This is a genomic window from Providencia sp. UF-224 (genome assembly GCF_058245955.1).
On record NZ_JBSICC010000013.1, the window covers coordinates 60,514 to 77,133 of the forward strand.

The 16,620-nt window shown below is 38.2% G+C and carries 14 protein-coding genes and 1 tRNA gene; 6 read left to right on the plus strand and 9 right to left on the minus strand.

What is annotated here, in order from left to right; translation table 11 throughout:
- Positions 1-4 precede the first annotated feature (4 nt).
- Genes AC4IFO_RS13830 through AC4IFO_RS13845 form a run of 4 tightly spaced genes read right to left on the minus strand, consistent with a single transcriptional unit; the run spans position 5 to position 3,869 of the window.
- Positions 5-1,294, minus strand: a complete 1,290-nt coding sequence (locus AC4IFO_RS13830; RefSeq protein WP_036406404.1) for an arsenic transporter — start codon at positions 1,292-1,294, stop codon at positions 5-7.
- A gap of 55 nt (positions 1,295-1,349) precedes the next feature.
- Positions 1,350-3,101: an arsenical pump-driving ATPase gene (arsA, locus tag AC4IFO_RS13835; RefSeq protein ID WP_319863904.1), complete on the minus strand. Its 1,752-nt coding sequence runs from the start codon at positions 3,099-3,101 to the stop codon at positions 1,350-1,352.
- 13 nt (positions 3,102-3,114) lie between these two features.
- Entirely contained in the window at positions 3,115-3,480 is a 366-nt protein-coding gene (gene arsD / locus AC4IFO_RS13840; RefSeq protein WP_112837254.1) for an arsenite efflux transporter metallochaperone ArsD, read from the minus strand.
- 53 nt (positions 3,481-3,533) lie between these two features.
- A complete protein-coding gene (locus AC4IFO_RS13845) occupies positions 3,534-3,869 on the minus strand; it encodes a metalloregulator ArsR/SmtB family transcription factor (RefSeq protein ID WP_196542563.1) in 336 nt (111 codons plus the stop codon).
- Between the two features lie 265 nt (positions 3,870-4,134).
- On the opposite strand from AC4IFO_RS13845, the gene AC4IFO_RS13850 reads away from it, so the two are divergent.
- From AC4IFO_RS13850 to AC4IFO_RS13865, 4 genes are read left to right on the plus strand one after another with little or no spacing between them, the layout of a single operon-like run.
- Complete coding sequence (locus AC4IFO_RS13850) at positions 4,135-5,313, plus strand: ABC-three component system protein (protein ID WP_196542562.1); 1,179 nt, start codon at positions 4,135-4,137, stop codon at positions 5,311-5,313.
- Positions 5,303-5,812, plus strand: a complete 510-nt coding sequence (locus tag AC4IFO_RS13855) for a three component ABC system middle component (protein ID WP_036406408.1) — start codon at positions 5,303-5,305, stop codon at positions 5,810-5,812. Before AC4IFO_RS13850 ends, AC4IFO_RS13855 begins: the two co-directional genes overlap by 11 nt.
- On the plus strand, positions 5,812-7,779 hold the full coding sequence (locus AC4IFO_RS13860; RefSeq protein ID WP_196542561.1) for a DUF3732 domain-containing protein: 1,968 nt from the start codon (positions 5,812-5,814) through the stop codon (positions 7,777-7,779). Before AC4IFO_RS13855 ends, AC4IFO_RS13860 begins: the two co-directional genes overlap by 1 nt.
- A gap of 45 nt (positions 7,780-7,824) precedes the next feature.
- A complete protein-coding gene (locus AC4IFO_RS13865; RefSeq protein ID WP_141650261.1) occupies positions 7,825-9,006 on the plus strand; it encodes a DUF6035 family protein in 1,182 nt (393 codons plus the stop codon).
- A 35-nt stretch (positions 9,007-9,041) separates the two neighbouring features.
- Here AC4IFO_RS13865 and AC4IFO_RS13870 read toward each other — a convergent pair whose 3' ends face one another.
- From AC4IFO_RS13870 to AC4IFO_RS13885, 4 genes are all read right to left on the minus strand, one after another.
- Complete coding sequence (locus AC4IFO_RS13870; RefSeq protein WP_036406413.1) at positions 9,042-10,709, minus strand: UvrD-helicase domain-containing protein; 1,668 nt, start codon at positions 10,707-10,709, stop codon at positions 9,042-9,044.
- Positions 10,706-12,610, minus strand: a complete 1,905-nt coding sequence (locus AC4IFO_RS13875) for an ATP-dependent nuclease (RefSeq protein ID WP_036406415.1) — start codon at positions 12,608-12,610, stop codon at positions 10,706-10,708. The genes AC4IFO_RS13870 and AC4IFO_RS13875 overlap by 4 nt, the downstream gene beginning before the upstream one ends.
- Before the next feature lie 252 nt (positions 12,611-12,862).
- The gene (locus AC4IFO_RS13880) at positions 12,863-14,071 is read right to left on the minus strand and encodes a tyrosine-type recombinase/integrase (protein ID WP_036406417.1); all 1,209 of its coding nucleotides are present in this window, start codon (positions 14,069-14,071) and stop codon (positions 12,863-12,865) included.
- Positions 14,072-14,266: 195 nt separating this feature from the next.
- Positions 14,267-14,343, minus strand: a tRNA-Arg gene (locus AC4IFO_RS13885).
- 187 nt (positions 14,344-14,530) lie between these two features.
- On the opposite strand from AC4IFO_RS13885, the gene folD reads away from it, so the two are divergent.
- Positions 14,531-15,388: a bifunctional methylenetetrahydrofolate dehydrogenase/methenyltetrahydrofolate cyclohydrolase FolD gene (gene folD / locus AC4IFO_RS13890; protein ID WP_273804012.1), complete on the plus strand. Its 858-nt coding sequence runs from the start codon at positions 14,531-14,533 to the stop codon at positions 15,386-15,388.
- Positions 15,389-15,406: 18 nt separating this feature from the next.
- A complete protein-coding gene (ybcJ, locus tag AC4IFO_RS13895; RefSeq protein WP_219246167.1) occupies positions 15,407-15,619 on the plus strand; it encodes a ribosome-associated protein YbcJ in 213 nt (70 codons plus the stop codon).
- 43 nt (positions 15,620-15,662) lie between these two features.
- Here the strand turns inward: ybcJ and AC4IFO_RS13900 are convergent, their stop codons facing one another.
- A complete protein-coding gene (locus AC4IFO_RS13900) occupies positions 15,663-16,400 on the minus strand; it encodes a protein-tyrosine phosphatase family protein (protein ID WP_490735187.1) in 738 nt (245 codons plus the stop codon).
- Positions 16,401-16,620 lie beyond the last annotated feature (220 nt).

A 16,620-nucleotide genomic window follows, 5' to 3' on the forward strand; every position in this document is an offset into this window, starting at 1 on the left:
ACCTTTAATTTAACAGTGAAAGTCGAAGTACTAAAGCAACGAGTGTGACAATGAGCACAGGGATAGTCATGATAATCCCGGTTTTGAAATAATATCCCCATGTAATGGTCATGTTTTTTTGCGATAAAACATGCAGCCACAGCAATGTAGCCAAACTACCTATTGGTGTGATTTTTGGACCCAAATCGGCACCAATCACATTCGCATAAACCATTGCTTGCTGAATTAACCCTGATGCTTCACTTCCTTCAATGGACAGGGCACCAATTAATACCGTTGGCATGTTATTCATTATTGAGGATAAAAATGCAGTTATAAATCCCGTACCAATTGTTGCAACCCATAACCCTTTATCCGCAAGGTAATTGAGCGTTTCAGACAAATAGTCAGTCAGCCCAGCATTTCTTAAACCATAAACAACCAAGTACATACCTAAAGAAAAAATGACGATTTGCCACGGTGCACCACGTAACACTTTTTTGGTATTAATCGTATGGCCTCTGGCTGCAATCACCCAAAGAATTAAGGCGCCAATAGCCGCAATTGCACTCACTGGAATACCTAATGGTTCTAAGACAAAGAAACCAATTAGTAGCAGTACCAATACCAGCCAACCTGCTTTAAACGTTGTTATGTCCCTAATGGCTAAAGTTGGTTCACTCAGTTTGGTGACATCATATTGTTTAGGAATATCTTTACGGAAAAACCAATGCAGCATCACGAGTGTTGCAACAATTGCTGCAATATCCACAGGCACCATAATCGATGCATATTCAGTAAATCCAATATTAAAGAAGTCCGCAGAAACGATATTCACGAGGTTCGAAACGATCAGCGGCAAACTTGCCGTATCTGCAATGAACCCAGCAGCCATGACAAATGCTAATGTCGTGCCTTTGTTGAAACCAAGTGCCAATAGCATCGCAATCACAATGGGCGTTAATATCAATGCCGCACCATCGTTGGCAAATAAGGCGGCAACAGTTGCACCAAGTAACACGATATAACTGAATAATAGCTTTCCTTTACCCCCGCCCCACTTGGCAACATGTAATGCTGCCCATTCAAAAAAGCCACTTTCATCTAAAAGTAGGCTAATGATAATGACGGCAACAAATGTCGCCGTGGCATTCCACACAATGTTCCAAACTATAGGAATATCTTGAAAGCTAATGACACCAAAAATAAGGGCTAAAACTGCCCCTGCCGTTGCACTCCAGCCAATACCCAGTCCTTTAGGCTGCCAAATAACAAAGGTGATCGTTAAAATAAAAATTAAAGCGGCAATAAACATAACAACCTCATTTAAAAGGTGCTTTTCCGTACCTTTTATTTTTAGAAAATAAAACTTATTCTGCGAGCTGACTTAATGCAGATATCCCCACAGGTTCTGTTTCAAGCAAAGGAACGATAGCAACACGTTTTGCCAATGTTGATGTCACCTTTTCAATCTGAGCGACTTCCTGTTCTGCTCTTAAAAGTAACAATGGTGATGTTGTTTCCGTGATAGATAAACTGTTATTGATCACCCACGCCCACGGATGTATGTCTGCCCGTATTAAATCATTTTGCAAATTTTCCGCCTCAAGCACAGGCGTTGTTTCAGCGAGAGTCGTAATAATAACTTTGGTGCGTTCAGGATCTTGTAATTGCATCATCGGCGTTAAATAGTGGCCTTTTTCACCCATTTTTTTAGCAATTTCTTTATGGTATGCCCCTGTTGCATCCAGAAGTAATAATGTATGCCCAGTCGGTGCAGTATCCATGACGACAAAACGTTTACCCGCGTCTCTAATGATGCGAGAAAAAGCCTGAAATACCGCAATTTCTTCTGTGCATGGAGAGCGTAAATCTTCCTCTAGTAATGCACGCCCCTCTTCATCTAAATCTTTCCCTCTGCTTTCTAAGACATAATGACGATAACGCTCAGTTTCAGCGATAGGGTCAATTCGGCTAACTTGAAGGTTGGGTAAAACACCATCGAGGGTTGATTCAATATGCGCTGCTGGATCAGATGTGGTCAGATGTACATCAAGCCCTTTTTCTGCCAATTTAACTGCGATTGATGCCGCAATCGTTGTTTTCCCTACACCACCTTTGCCCATTAACATAACCAGCCCATGCTGTTGCTGAGATATTTTGCCAACCAGTTCTGACAAGGTAGGTAAAGAAATAGGTTGTTTTGTCGGGGTAATAGTTGGAACTTGTGGCATGTCATTCGATAACAACTGCTTCAGTGCATCGACACCCACCATATTGATATTTTGTAAATAAAGAATATCGACAGGTAACGAGCGTAGGGCTTCAGGCATAGACGCTAATGCCGCTTGTTCACGAGAGTAGAGCGCATGGGATAACTTATCATTTTCAGTCACCGCCGTTTCAGGGAAAACACCATTGACAATCAATTGCTGATTTTTGATACCCAGAGATGACAACTCACTATAGGTTCTTGCAACTTCCCTCAATGCGGCAGACTGAGGTCGTGCAACCAAGACTAGCCTTGTTAGTGATTTATCACTCAACGCTTCCACCGCCATGCTGTACTGCTCACGTTGTTTATCAAGACCAGACATTGGCCCTAAACATGACGCACCATCAGGATTGTCACTAATAAAATCACTCCACGCACTCGGGAGTTGTAATAAACGGATGGTATGCCCCGTTGGTGCGGTATCAAAAATGATATGGTCAAATTGCCCCGTAATTTCGGTATTAGTTAACAATCCAGTAAATTCATCGAAAGCTGCAATCTCTGTTGTACAGGCACCTGATAGCTGTTCCGTAATACTTTGAATTACCGCTTCAGGTAAACTTTCTTTGATTGGATTAATAATTTTGTTTCGATATTCTTCGGCTGCGGCTTGAGGGTCTATTTCAATAGCAAATAGATTTGGAACCAATGTTATTGGCTTAATATTGTTGCCTATCGATTGAGAGAATACTTGCCCAACATTAGAAGCTGGATCAGTGCTCACCAGTAAGACTTTTTTCCCTTTTTCAGCCAACTTAATTGCGGTCGCACAGGAAATAGAGGTTTTACCCACACCACCTTTTCCAGTAAAAAATAAATAATTAGGTGTGTTATCTAAAAATTTCATTTTATTGCTCCTGTTAACAACACGTTTTACCATTACCACAACACGATTTAACAATTTCGGCTTTTTCAATATTCAGGCGAATACCAAACCATCTGGCTAGCTCATGTCGTTTTGGGTATCGACCAGTCAACACAATCTCACCATCCAGAATCAATAGTGGAAGTGACTCGGCACCTGCGGTTTCCAAAAATATTTTTGCTTTTGTGTTGTTAACGAACTCCATAGGCTCTTGCGCTAAATTAAAACGCCTTATACTTGCCCCTTGTTTTTTTAACCAATCCACATCTGTTGCGAAGTCTACCAATGCTTGATCGACTTCGGTTCCGCAAACACCAGTGCTACAACATAATGCGGGATCAAATACTTCTAGTTTTTTCATACCTCAACCTTATATATGATTTTTCGAATATGTTAACTTAAAAATTTTTATTTTTATATAGAACAGCTACTCGCAGACTCTTTTGTCTCTAGACTCTTAAGCAAACCTGCAACTCTGTTTTTCTCTGTGGCATAGGTGACATCAATGATATTTTTCACCCAAGCTAGTAATGCCGGAGATAAACGATAATGAACCCATTTACCATGTTTTGAATCGAGCAAAAGACCTGATTCTCTTAGCATTGCTAGGTGTCGAGAAGTCTTTGGTTGCGATAAATTCAAGGCCGTATAGATATCACAGACACATAGCTCACCAGATGCTTTCAAAAGCAACACGATATCGAGCCTTGTTTGATCACCTAAAATTTTAAACAGTTGTAATGGTTCCATGTGTACCTCTTCAGTCTTTTCTTTAAGTTACACCCAAAAAACACATACGTCAAATCGAATGTGTTTTTTAATTTGAACAATTAATTCCTTTTTGTACTAGTCAATAGAGAAGATAAGAATCAATGATGATAACTACTAACTCCCATCACAACGTGATACCCAATAATAGATACTGTATGTAATACCACTTGCATAATTTTCATTCAGTCATCAATATTGTTAATATTTATAAGCTTTTCGTTTCGATAAAAACAAGGATGTACACATGCATGAAGGAAAAACATCCCAATCAAAATCAAGTGCCGCAGGCCAATATTTAGGGTTTGCTCTCCAGCCAGTTCGGTTATGCTACTACTTACTGAGTGCTCCTGATGATGCATGTGTTTCACTCGAATACTACGATGATGTAGCAGTACACTATGCAAACAATGACGTACTACTAGAGCAAACGAAAAGCGCCTTAGCTCATAACCCTTTAACCGATTGGTCGGAAGATTTTTGGAAAACAGTATCTAACTGGCTCGATATACTCATAGAGCATGATATTTGCCACAATGCAGCGACCTTCCGCTACTACGTAACTCCTTTCAAACAAATTGGTACAATATGTACATTATTTAATGAAGCTAAAAACCAAATTGACACAGCAGCGCTAATTGTCAAATTAAAAGAAAGCCTGGAGAAATTGAAGTCACCTCCCAGATGTATGAGTTATATCAATCGTTTTCTCAATGCTACTCAGCAAGAACAAGAAGCGATAGCAACAAAAATGACTATTATCAATAAAGCAGAGCCTATAGGCTTAATCCGTGAGCTCTTAAAACCAGCAATTCCTGATAATCTAATTGAATTAACTATCCAATTCGCCATCGGAATGGCAAAAGAAAAAGCAGATAACCTGATTCGAAACAAACAAAATGCTATGATCTCTGTTAGAGAATTCAGAAATGAATTTTTAACATTTGTACAAAAAAATAATATTCCTGGTTATCTTCCAAGATTAAACTCACACATTAGTAAATCAGATGCTGAGGAAGTTCTTCAGCAAAGGCCCGTATTTATAAAACAGCTACAGTTAGTTGATTCTCGTGAAAGTCAACAACTACATGCAATCAGTGACCTTCTAAGGACAAACTCTGATCTTACAATTTGGGCTGAGCATGGGTTAATATTTGAGCAAAATATTGATGATTGGCATGATTCATTAATAAGACATTATGATGCAACATGTGATGAAGTAGATGTATGTTTCAGTGATACCCCTAGCATTGATAAAGGTAAAATTATATACAGCCGTTGTTCCACAAAAAATATATCCCTTGACCATTACATTATACCTGATTACTTCACGAATGGAGGGTTCAATATTTTAGCTGATGAACTTAAATTAGGCTGGCATCCAGATTACATTGAGCTCATTGGGAAAATAAATAATGAAAAATAATCATAATAATATTGAGATCAATGATGCTACTTTAGTACAGAATAGTGCCATGGGGGCTTTTTTTATATGGTATTTTTGTTTCCAGTACCAAAAATATAAACAAGATTCACCGTCCATAATCTTAGCCTTTTTGGTTCTCCCACTTATTCTGCATAAATCCACAGTAAAAATAATTTGTACAACAAACAAATCATCAGGAATTCATTTATTAGCAGGGAAATTGGGGAAGCAAAGAGAAATATTACTATCGATTCATACCAGAGCCTTTCAACTTCGTTCCCTTACTTTAGAGTCTATAGGGATAGCTGAACTTTCTGGATTATTAAAAATTGAGATAGAAACAACTAGCCTAATCGCACAAAACAAAAAGAACAAACTTTCTTTACCTTTACTATCTGATGATTTAAATAAGCTTAAAACCTGTTGTGATAAATTAGCATATTGGTTTTCTGAAGAATCAGAACAACAAATAATGAGAACATTAATGGTGGATTTCTAATGTTTTTTCAAATAAAAAAATTAATTCTATGGCCTAAGAAAAACAAAAAGCCTCGCATTGTTGAGTTTGAACTGGGAAAGGTAAACATCATTAGCGGAGCATCAAAAACAGGCAAATCCGCTGTTATACCAATAATTGATTACTGTTTATGTGCTGATAAGTGCGCAATCCCTGTTGGCGTAATTCGAGAGTCGTGCTCTTGGTTTGGTATTTTAATTGAAACTACAGAAGGGCCTAAGCTACTAGCTCGTAAAGAACCAGGAACTCAACAGAGCACAAAAGAAATGTATTTTCTAGAGGGCGATGAAATTATAATCCCAGAGAAATCTCCCAAGAAAAACACAAATGCATCTTATGTTAAAACAGTTCTTGATCGTTTATCAGGATTATCAAACTTAGCTTTTGACGCTTCAACTACTGATAATTTTCGTAGCCGCCCAGCATTTCGTGATTTAATGGCTTTTTTATTCCAGCCTCAGAATATTATAGCTAATCCTGATGTTTTATTTTTCAAGGCAGATACAACAGAACACCGGGAAAAGTTAAAAACAATATTTCCTTATATCTTAGGTGCTATCAGTCCTTTGGTTCTACAGGCAAGGCATGAATTAGATAAGGTAACTCGAAAGTTACACCGTAAAGAAACTGAATTAAAAATGCGTCAAGTTTCTAGTGATACGTGGCAATCAGAAGGTAGAGTTTGGCTCTTTCAAGCTATTGAGTATGGGTTACTTCCAACAGAAACCAACATTCCACTGGAATGGTCGTCTATACTTAAATTATTACAAACCATTCAAAAAAAAGATCCTAATCTTGCGCAACCATCTGTTGATTCTATACAAAATATAGTCAACGAATTAAAAAATCTTCGAGAAAGAGAAACCAATATAGTAACGGAGTTTAATATATTACGTAATCAACTGATTGAAATTGAAAAATTGAATGAAAGTAGTGATTTATATAAGAAAGCATTAAATATAAAAAGAGAACGCCTTAGTTTATCTACCTGGATCAGAGATAAATACCATAGTGCTGATGTAACTGAATCATTAAATGGAACATACAGTTCTGATAAAATTCAACAGCTATGCCAAGCTCTAGAAGGTATTGAATTGCGTTTGCGCTCATACCCACAAATTAATCAATCACTGGGAAAAGAAACTTTATATCTTCGTACTCAACTTAGTGAATTAACACATAAGCTATCACTCGTACGAGAAGAAATAAAATTACTAGAATTAGCTTCAGAGCAGGCAGGTAGGTCCAATAGGCAAAATGAGCTAGTAGCTCACTTTCTTGGTCGCTTGGAAGAAGCTATGAGACTATATCAAACTACCGATACATTAACTCCACTAAATAATGAAATTGAAGAGCTAAAGAAAGAACAAAAAAGATTGTTTAAAATTGTTTCTGAAAAGGATATAGCCAAAAAACTCGATAGTGTCCTGAATAAAGTACAGCGAAATATTGGGAGAATACTACCTTATCTAGATGGTGAGTGGCCTGACTCCCCGGTTAGTTTAATTATTCCTGATCTAACGGTAAAAGTTAATAGAGGGGGACGAGATGACTACCTTTGGGAAACTGGCAGCGGAGCAAACTGGTTAGCTTATCACATTGCAACCACTCTCGCATTGCAATGGATTTTTTCACAACTAAAGCACCATCCTGTACCAGGATTATTAATTTACGACCAACCAAGCCAAGTATATTTTCCTGTTAGAAAAGCAGAAAAATCAGCAATAGACAGTAATGATCCTCACTGGCAGGATGAAGATATAGTAGCCGTAAGAAAAGTATTTAACACATTGGATATGTTCATATCCGCTACTAAAAAAGAATTTCAAATTATTGTATTAGACCATGCCAACGAAGACGTTTGGTATGATTTAGATAATGTTCACTTAGTAGAAGAATGGAGAGGGAAAGCTTTAGTTCCTTATGAATGGAAAGATGAATCAATCTAAGACAAGCAATACCGAAATGCACTTACCATTTATTAAGGAGGTAATTTGAAAAGAAATATGACATCAGTCTTTTTAACTGAAGAAAGTCGGCATATTGATGCAAATGAATTTTTAGATAACGCAGATCAGGAAACTATCTTTCTGTTTCGGAGAAAACTTGAAGAAAACCGAACGTCAAACCCTATAGCATTATGCAGTGAATGCTTTCAACCCGTTGTTTTAAGAGCTAATATTTATAGAACAATATTTTTTTCTCATACTAATAAATCAGAGGATTGCCCTGTAAAAACCACTACAAATCTCACTAGTGATGAAATATTAGCATTAAAATACAACGGTCAGAAAGAGGGAAAAAAACATAAAGAGAATAAAAAATTATTAGCAAATTTATTAAAATTTGATCCTTTTTTTTCTGATAAGGTATATGTTGAATCGACGTTCAGGGAAACTAATCCTTATGGAATTGCCAAACGTTGGCGACGACCAGATATCACTACATCTATTTATAGTGAAAATAGAGAGCAATCAATCGTTTTTGAACTGCAAGTATCTACAACTTTTATTCAGGTTATAGTCGATAGAGAAAATTTTTATAAAGAAAATAATACATACATTATGTGGATATTTCTAGAATTTGACTGTGAGCAGTTCACGCAACTTGATATTTCATATGCAAATAAATCAAATGCATTTGTATTTGATGAAGAAGCCAGAAACCTCTCAATAAAAAACAAAAAAGTCATCATGAAATGCTATTACCGTAAGCCTTACATGACTAAAAATTTATCTATTGATTACACATGGGAACATCAATTAGTTAATTTTGATGAATTATCCTTTGATTTTATTAATAAAAAAATATATTTTTCTGACCCAGTTTTTATGATAAATCAGATCAATGATGAAATTATTGCTGAGAAACAAAAAATAGAAAAAGATAAGATAGAACGAGAAAAAAGAGCCGCAGCAATGCGTGGAGACCTATGGAAAAGGCGTTCCTATAGTGAAGTTTCTTCTGAAGAAGAGCAACAAAAAAGAACAACATCTAATCGAGATATAATCACTTACCCAAGCAAAAGAAACAAAGCCAATCTAAATCTTTCATCTTCTTATTCTCATAAATCATTTGGTGACGCAGTAAAATGTCCTCATTGTAAGAAATTAGTTAAGAAAAAAAAGATTCGAAAGAGTTTACTCTGCAATGAATGCCTACAACCTCTTGAATAGAATGAAATTTATATTAAATACGATAGTGGTGTATTCTAACCATTTACAAATGGTTTTACGTAGTTGAAATATTCTTCTTGGGCACTTCTCTTTACATCCCATCGTTTAGCATCTAATGGGCGCTCTCGTTGTTGTGCATGGGTTAATACTAACCTTCGTTTAGCTCTAGAAACACCGACAAAAAATGCACAACGATTTTCATTTTTACTGCCAAAAAAAATCTCATTTTCAACCGCCATGATTATAACGGAATCAAACTCTAATCCCTTGCTTTTATGAATAGTCAGAATTCTTACAGCTTGATCATCAGTAAAGCGTCCCAATGCTTTAAGCAAATCTGGTTCCAACCTTAGTAAGTCTTGAATCCGAATAGAAGTTTCTCGAATAACTTCCTTTAAACGCTTACGATTTTCGTATTCAGGGGATAAAGCCACCAAAGTTTCGATGCTAGTGTTCTTTAAAAAATCTATCGCTAATTGCCACCAGTCTGAAAATGGCAGCTCTGTACTCCTTGCATTAAATACAATTTTTCTTTGTTTTCTAATCAGCAGATCAAGATCCTTACGTGCACTAGATTGAATTCCTTCATCAGCAAAAGGAATAAGCTGATTCATCAATCGAATCCAAGCCTTAGGTTCACGTTCGCTATAAAGACAAGACAAATAGTCCACGATCAAGCGTGCTACAGGTTCCACCGTAATATCCTGCATTTGTTGCTCATTACGATATGGAATACCACGATTTCCCAACTCAACCATAAGGTGGTTAGCATAAAGATCTAATTGTTTAGAAACCAAAACAGATATTTCCGCTGGCGGTATTTGTTCTATATGTATCCACTTATCAATCAAATCAACTAAATAAATAGCTTCTTGCCGACTATCTTCAAAACTATGAACATAAACTTCCCCCTCATCTCCCCTTAATTGTTCATCAGACATAACAGAAGCAGGATCTAACGTACGAATAATTTCATTCTGAACACGTAATAATCTGGGTTTAGAACGGAAATTGCGATACATGTTAAGTGGCACTGCATTAAAATCATTAACAAATGTTTGGAAAATACCATCCAGTGCTCCAGCCCATGCCATAATTTTTTGTTTTGTATCACCTACTGCGGTGAGACGGAGCCTAGTTCCTTGGAAAGCAAGTTTGACCAATTCATATTGCAAATTAGTGCAATCTTGAAACTCATCCAAAAAAATATCACTGTAAGTTTGTCGAATTGCATTACGGGCAATTTCTGAGCTTTGCAGTATTTGAATAGCAAACGGAACTAAATCACCAAACTCTATTTCTGTTCGAGAAGGACCATTTTTTTTATCAACAATAGAATAACCAAAATCCAAGGTATACTCATTTACAAGTACAGGTCTAAAACGATCAATAATACGTTTAGCAAATGCATGAAAGGTATAGCTATCAAAACGCGACGCAAGATCGAAGCCACATCGTCGTTCTACTCGCTCTTTCAAGTTTTTGCAGGCATCAACCTTAAAAGAAATCGCTAGAATTCTCTTAGGGTATCGGCATGTTCCTGTACGCAAAAGAAAGTCAGCTCGTTGTGCTAGCATTTCTGTCTTACCGGCACCTGGTCCGGCGGTCAATGCCAGACAATACTCATGTTCTTTTGCTGCACGTAACGCATTTGGCTCAAGAATCAACTCATCTGCTGGTTGCCATTCTTCAACAGTAATCATTCAGGTAACTCCGCCAATTTGACAATAACTGCATCAGCTAATCGACTTAATGATGCTGGCATTCTTGCAAGTAGTTCAGTATCCGTTAACTGAGCTAACGCCTCAATATGTGCGGCTGGTTTACTACCAAGTTTAAAGCGTTGCTGATAGGTACTAAATAATTCTAATTCATCTTCTCTATATTGACATGAATCGTAATGGTTTTGTCCAAGTACAGCCTTAATTGTCGAGTCATCAGGTTCCTTGTCTTCAACATCATAAGCTTCAGGGTAAGCCTGCAGCATTGAAAAATCCAAATCCATTGGGTAAGAAAAAAAAACACCACGTTCTTCGAGCTTTTCTAAATAATGGTTATAGTTCCTAATTTTATGCTTTGTGCTATTCCATATTGGAATACCGTAACCATCGGGTAGTTTTTTATGTGGTTCATGTAGAGAAAATTGGTCATTGACATATTTTATACGTCCCCATCCTGCGGCATAGCGGCCTATATCAAGATCGAGCAATGTAAAATAAGGGATTTGTAACGCTGAAAGTAATCGCCAAAAATGATTTACATGTCTACCTCCCAACGGCGCAATTGTAATTGCTGATTCATCAATAGGCGCTCCTTTAGCCTGAAACAAACGAGGTAATACAATCTCTTCACTATCACCTTCACCCAACACTACCAGACGAGAGAAATAGATCTCAGGAAATGCCTGAACGGCCTCTCGTACAAACTTGTGCGCATCATCAGTTTTTGCTGGTAACTCGATGCAAGTGATCCGTGTTTTGCGTGATTCCGTTAGCCGTAAATAACGTATTAACTCAGGAGAAACTCGACGCAACATAGTAGGAGCATGCGTAGCTATAAGTGCTTGAGCATCTTCATTTTTTGTCATCTCATTCAAAACACTTACAATACGACCTAAATAGTGAGGGGAGAGACTATTTTCTGGCTCCTCAAGAGCTATCAATGTAAAGACAGGGGGACGTAATTTATCAGGATCAAAAGATATATCATCTTCCGCAAGTACAGCTCTGCCGATTGCTTGAGACGATAATACAAGAGAAAGATAAAGCATTGACTTTTGTCCATCGCTCAACCGTGAGAAGTCAACAAGTGACCCATCGTGACTAGGAGTGAAAGAAATCGATAAATGCCGCAATAAAGCCTCAATTTCCGATGCAACAAATGTTACTTTTGGATCAGCGAAAAATGTTCCTTTATGTAACGAAGCCCAAGTCGTTTTTAAAGTTTCACTAAATGCATTTACGGAAGAGTTTGCTGCAAGGCTACCGCTGATTTGATCGGTTAATTCCTTAATTGTATTACGTTCAGCATCCCAGCGTACGGCACGAAGTAAACGCCCTAGTAAAGCGTTTGTACCATAAGTAATATGATCAGCTGGATCTCGTCGAGCGGGTAAATAGTGAACTTGGATGTTATTACGTTCTGCCCGTGGAACCTTAGATGTATTATCAGGAGAGCCATCTTCATTTATATCCAGAACATAAACTAAGCTTTCATCGATATCTCCATCCAATCCCATTGTTGCCGAGAGACGAAAACGTACACGTGGTACACCGTCTAGCTCATCTAATCGCATATGACCAAAATGAGGCGCTACAGTACTATTATCCTCATCTCTTGCAAGTTCGGGAAATATAAAGTCAGCTTCTATCCATAACTGGCGTTCACGAGGAGTTTCTTCCTCATCAAATGGAATATAGAAGTCTGAACGTTGAACTCTACGTAATCCAGGATCAAACGCAAAAAGACGGCATAATGCCTGAAGCACCGCAGTTTTTCCTGATCCATTTGGACCAATCAAATAAGTAATGTCTTCCAAATTCAATTCTGTTGGCTCCTGACCAAAAGATTGAAATCCTGATAGCCTAATTATTTCAAGCTTCATTCTATCTCCCCAAAGCAGGTTACCTAGATATTAAAATCCACACCCCAATAATTGTAATAAATTAAATAATATTAATAAGTTAATTTATAATTCTAAAACAATAGCAATTAATTTTGATGATAACTTATTACTAATTATATTTTTCTGACTTAGCTCTCATACAACCCCAGAATTCCAAACAATAGATATAAAACAATAATTACCCCCATTAAAATAGCCATCTTTACATCTAAAGATAAAGATGGCTATTTATCACTTAAAATTCACACTCACCACATTCCCTACCCCACACTCCAACTCATCAATATAGTCCGCATACCACTGGATCATCTCTCTTCTGTTTTCAAGATACTGAGCATGGTTATATGTGCCACGGATCGTATTCTTATCAACGTGAGCAAGTTGAAGCTCAATCCATGCCGTATTGAATCCCTTCTCATGCAAGATAGTGCTCATTGTGTGCCTAAAACCATGTCCAGTTGCTTTTCCATGATAACCAATACGTTTAAGGACCTGATTAACACTTGCTTCGCTCATTGGCTTAGTAATGTCATTTCTGCCGGGGAATACCAACTTATAGCGTCCTGTAATGGCTTGAACTTCACGTAATGCCGTGATGACTTGAGTCGATAATGGAACAAGATGTGGGCGGCGCATTTTCATTCTTTCTTTTGGGATCTCCCAAATACAGCGTTCGAAATCAAACTCACCCCATTCTGCTAAACGTAGCTCAATAGTTCTCACGCCTGTTAACATCAGAATTTTAGTTGCTAGCCGAGTGATTGGGCTACCTGAATAATGATTTAATGCATTAAGAAATGCAGGTAATTCATTAGCAAGCAAATGTGGATAGTGTTGTGCTTTGGGAGGTGTTAACGCGCTAGCGAGTTCAGAGGCGGGGTTGTATTCTGCTTTGCCTGTCACAATAGCGTATCTGAAGACTTGGTTACATGCTTGACGGATCTTACGTAACTTGTCTAGCACTCCCCTTTTTTCTAGTTTACGCAACGTACTGAGTACTTCTAGTGGCTTAATTTCAGCAATTGGCCTTTTACCTAGATCAGGAAAAATGTCATTTTCAAATGACTCCATCAGATCTTCAGCATAACCTTTAGACCAGTTTGGCTTTTTATACTCGTGCCATTCAAGGGTTACGGCTTGAAATGTATTATTAACCGCCGATTGGCGTTCTATCTTTTCAAGCTTTTTCTGTTCCGAAGGATCAATGTTGTTAGCTATTTGACGTTTTGCTTCATCTCTACGCTGCCTTGCATCAGCTAAAGAAATTTCAGGGTAAACACCAAGCGCTAATGTTTTTTGTTTTCCGTCAAATCGATATTGTAGCCGCCAGTATTTAGAGCCATTAGCATGCACGTAAAGGTGCATTCCTTCACCGTCAGTGAGTTTGTATCCTTTGTCGGCGGGCTTTGCCGTTCTTACCTTCACATCTGTTAGTGCCATATAGGAACTCCCATGAGTTTGTGTTGGTATAAGAATTCATTGAACCTGTATGTACCAACGCATATACCAACAAATATTACTTGATGTAGGTTGATATAGGTAGACGTCAGTTGAACGAAGAAAGGTTAAAAACAGCTAATTCACTGAATTTTAGACATAAAAAAAGACATCGGTTGATGTCCATTGACTTCGAAATGGTACGCCCTACAGGATTCGAACCTGTGACCTACGGCTTAGAAGGCCGTTGCTCTATCCAACTGAGCTAAGGGCGCATTGTTAATGCAGGCAGCCTATCTGGCTGATGGCGTTGAATTATACGGTTGCTGAGCGCCGAGTCAATGGCTTTTCGCTACTAAAATAGCTATATGCTCATTTTATGTAACAGTTTGAACTGACAATGGCGTTAACTTCTGACAAAATAGAGCCATCACCGTGTCTCATATATGGATTAAGTTACAGATGTTAGCAAAAATTATTGATGGGAAAACGATTGCGCAGACAATTCGGCAGGAAGTTGCCCAAAAAGTACAGTTACGTTTAGAGCAAGGGAAACGGGCCCCGGGTCTCGCGGTCATTTTAGTGGGTGCGAATCCTGCTTCTCAAATTTATGTTGGTAGCAAGCGCCGTGCCTGCGAAGAAGTCGGTTTTATTTCTCGTTCTTATGATTTGCCCGACACCACCACAGAAGCTGAACTTCTGAAACTGATTGACGATTTAAACCAAGACGCTGAAATTGACGGTATTTTAGTCCAACTGCCATTACCTGCTGGGATTGATAACGTCAAAGTGATTGAGCGTATTCACCCAGATAAAGACGTTGATGGTTTCCACCCTTATAACGTCGGCCGCCTGTGCCAACGTGCGCCCCGTTTACGCCCTTGTACGCCTCGTGGGATTGTCACGCTGCTTGAACGCTACAACATCAATACTTATGGCCTCAATGCCGTTATTATTGGTGCGTCGAATATTGTCGGCCGTCCTATGAGTCTTGAGTTATTATTAGCGGGCTGTACAACAACGGTGACACATCGCTTTACCAAAGACTTAGAACAACATGTCCGCAATGCTGATTTGCTGGTTGTGGCTGTCGGTAAACCGAATTTCATCCCAGGCGAGTGGATTAAACCAGGTGCTATTGTGGTTGATGTGGGCATTAACCGCTTAGAAAATGGCAAGGTGACAGGTGATGTGGACTTTGATGAAGCATCAAAACGCGCAGCGTGGATCACCCCTGTTCCGGGTGGTGTTGGTCCAATGACTGTTGCAACACTGATTCAAAACACGCTGCAAGCGTGCGAAGAGTATCACGATATTTAATGTATTTTGGAGTTATTCATGGAAATTTTCAATCTTGAAGGGCACCCACATGTTGAACTGTGTGATTTGCTGAAAATTCAAGGCTGGGCAGAAAGCGGTGCAATGGCAAAAGCCATGATCGCTGAAGGTTTAGTACAAGTTGACGGCGAAGTCGAAACCCGTAAGCGCTGTAAAATTTTGGCAGGCAAAGTTGTCTCTATGGGCGACGAACAAGTCAAAATTGCAGAGTAATATTATTGGTAAGCTGATATTTTCAGCTTACCAATTACCCTAATTAAGATCTTACTCGACCCAATGCATTATCTATCCGAATACTATTTAGTATGTCTTCTGGTACTCTACCATCAAAAGTAAATTGAATCATTTTACCCTTCCCATCATCGACTGATTTCTTTTCATTAGATTTATTCAGTTTCGCTGACTCGTATATTAATTCAACTGTTCGACTTATCAGCTTTGAATTTTCATTTCTTGGGAGGTTCAGCTCACTAGACCAGTTCTTTACATGCATCACAGGGACTTCATGTCGATGGCCATTTCGCATAACGACTAAGTTAAAGCATTCAAACTTTAAATTTTCAGTATTTCCATTTTTATTTATACCAAATTTTTTTATTTTCAAATCACCAAACTGCTGTTCTTTAACACCTTCTGAAAACAACATTTTCCCTTGCTTTTCTTGGTGCTCCGCTGATGACCAGACAATCACCACCTTGGGTTTATTTTGCATAATATCAGAGAGGAATTGTTCAATAGGTGGTGTTTTGGGCTTGATCGGTTCAATGTCTGCCATTACCACCTTTTGTTCGCTTTTTATCGGTACTTGTTTGGCATTAATTGGTGCTATTGTGCTTTCGGAGGGTATTGCACTTGGAACATACCAAGTGGCCTTGGGCATATTCACTGGTTGCCTTTTAATTCCCACAAGATTTTGTAAAAAAGTAACGAGACGTTTTTTAACGGGTGCTGCAGGCCATAAACTTCTGATTGATATGCTAATTGGTGATACCATAATTATTACCCTTATTTCAAATAATAGCGCCATCATATTGTTCGCACTGTTGATGGCTGTATTTTGTTCATTAATTGAGCTTATTATTTGATGGAAAAATAATTATTTCTTGCAAATTTAGCCACTAAATAGAAAACGGCCAGATATTGAATCAATACCTAGCCGTTTAGTTTTATTAAATTCTGCACCCAATACGCTAAATAGTTCAAATTGCAGCTAG

Bases quoted from the DNA above. Each gene is read 5' to 3' on its own strand.
- AC4IFO_RS13830 (WP_036406404.1), bottom strand. From the start codon at position 1,294: ATGTTTATTGCCGCTTTAATTTTTATTTTAACGATCACCTTTGTTATT.
- arsA (WP_319863904.1), bottom strand. From the start codon at position 3,101: ATGAAATTTTTAGATAACACACCTAATTATTTATTTTTTACTGGAAAA.
- arsD (WP_112837254.1), bottom strand. From the start codon at position 3,480: ATGAAAAAACTAGAAGTATTTGATCCCGCATTATGTTGTAGCACTGGT.
- AC4IFO_RS13845 (WP_196542563.1), bottom strand. From the start codon at position 3,869: ATGGAACCATTACAACTGTTTAAAATTTTAGGTGATCAAACAAGGCTC.
- AC4IFO_RS13850 (WP_196542562.1), top strand. From the start codon at position 4,135: ATGCATGAAGGAAAAACATCCCAATCAAAATCAAGTGCCGCAGGCCAA.
- AC4IFO_RS13855 (WP_036406408.1), top strand. From the start codon at position 5,303: ATGAAAAATAATCATAATAATATTGAGATCAATGATGCTACTTTAGTA.
- AC4IFO_RS13860 (WP_196542561.1), top strand. From the start codon at position 5,812: ATGTTTTTTCAAATAAAAAAATTAATTCTATGGCCTAAGAAAAACAAA.
- AC4IFO_RS13870 (WP_036406413.1), bottom strand. From the start codon at position 10,709: ATGATTACTGTTGAAGAATGGCAACCAGCAGATGAGTTGATTCTTGAG.
- AC4IFO_RS13875 (WP_036406415.1), bottom strand. From the start codon at position 12,610: ATGAAGCTTGAAATAATTAGGCTATCAGGATTTCAATCTTTTGGTCAG.
- AC4IFO_RS13880 (WP_036406417.1), bottom strand. From the start codon at position 14,071: ATGGCACTAACAGATGTGAAGGTAAGAACGGCAAAGCCCGCCGACAAA.
- folD (WP_273804012.1), top strand. From the start codon at position 14,531: ATGTTAGCAAAAATTATTGATGGGAAAACGATTGCGCAGACAATTCGG.
- ybcJ (WP_219246167.1), top strand. From the start codon at position 15,407: ATGGAAATTTTCAATCTTGAAGGGCACCCACATGTTGAACTGTGTGAT.
- AC4IFO_RS13900 (WP_490735187.1), bottom strand. From the start codon at position 16,400: ATGGTATCACCAATTAGCATATCAATCAGAAGTTTATGGCCTGCAGCA.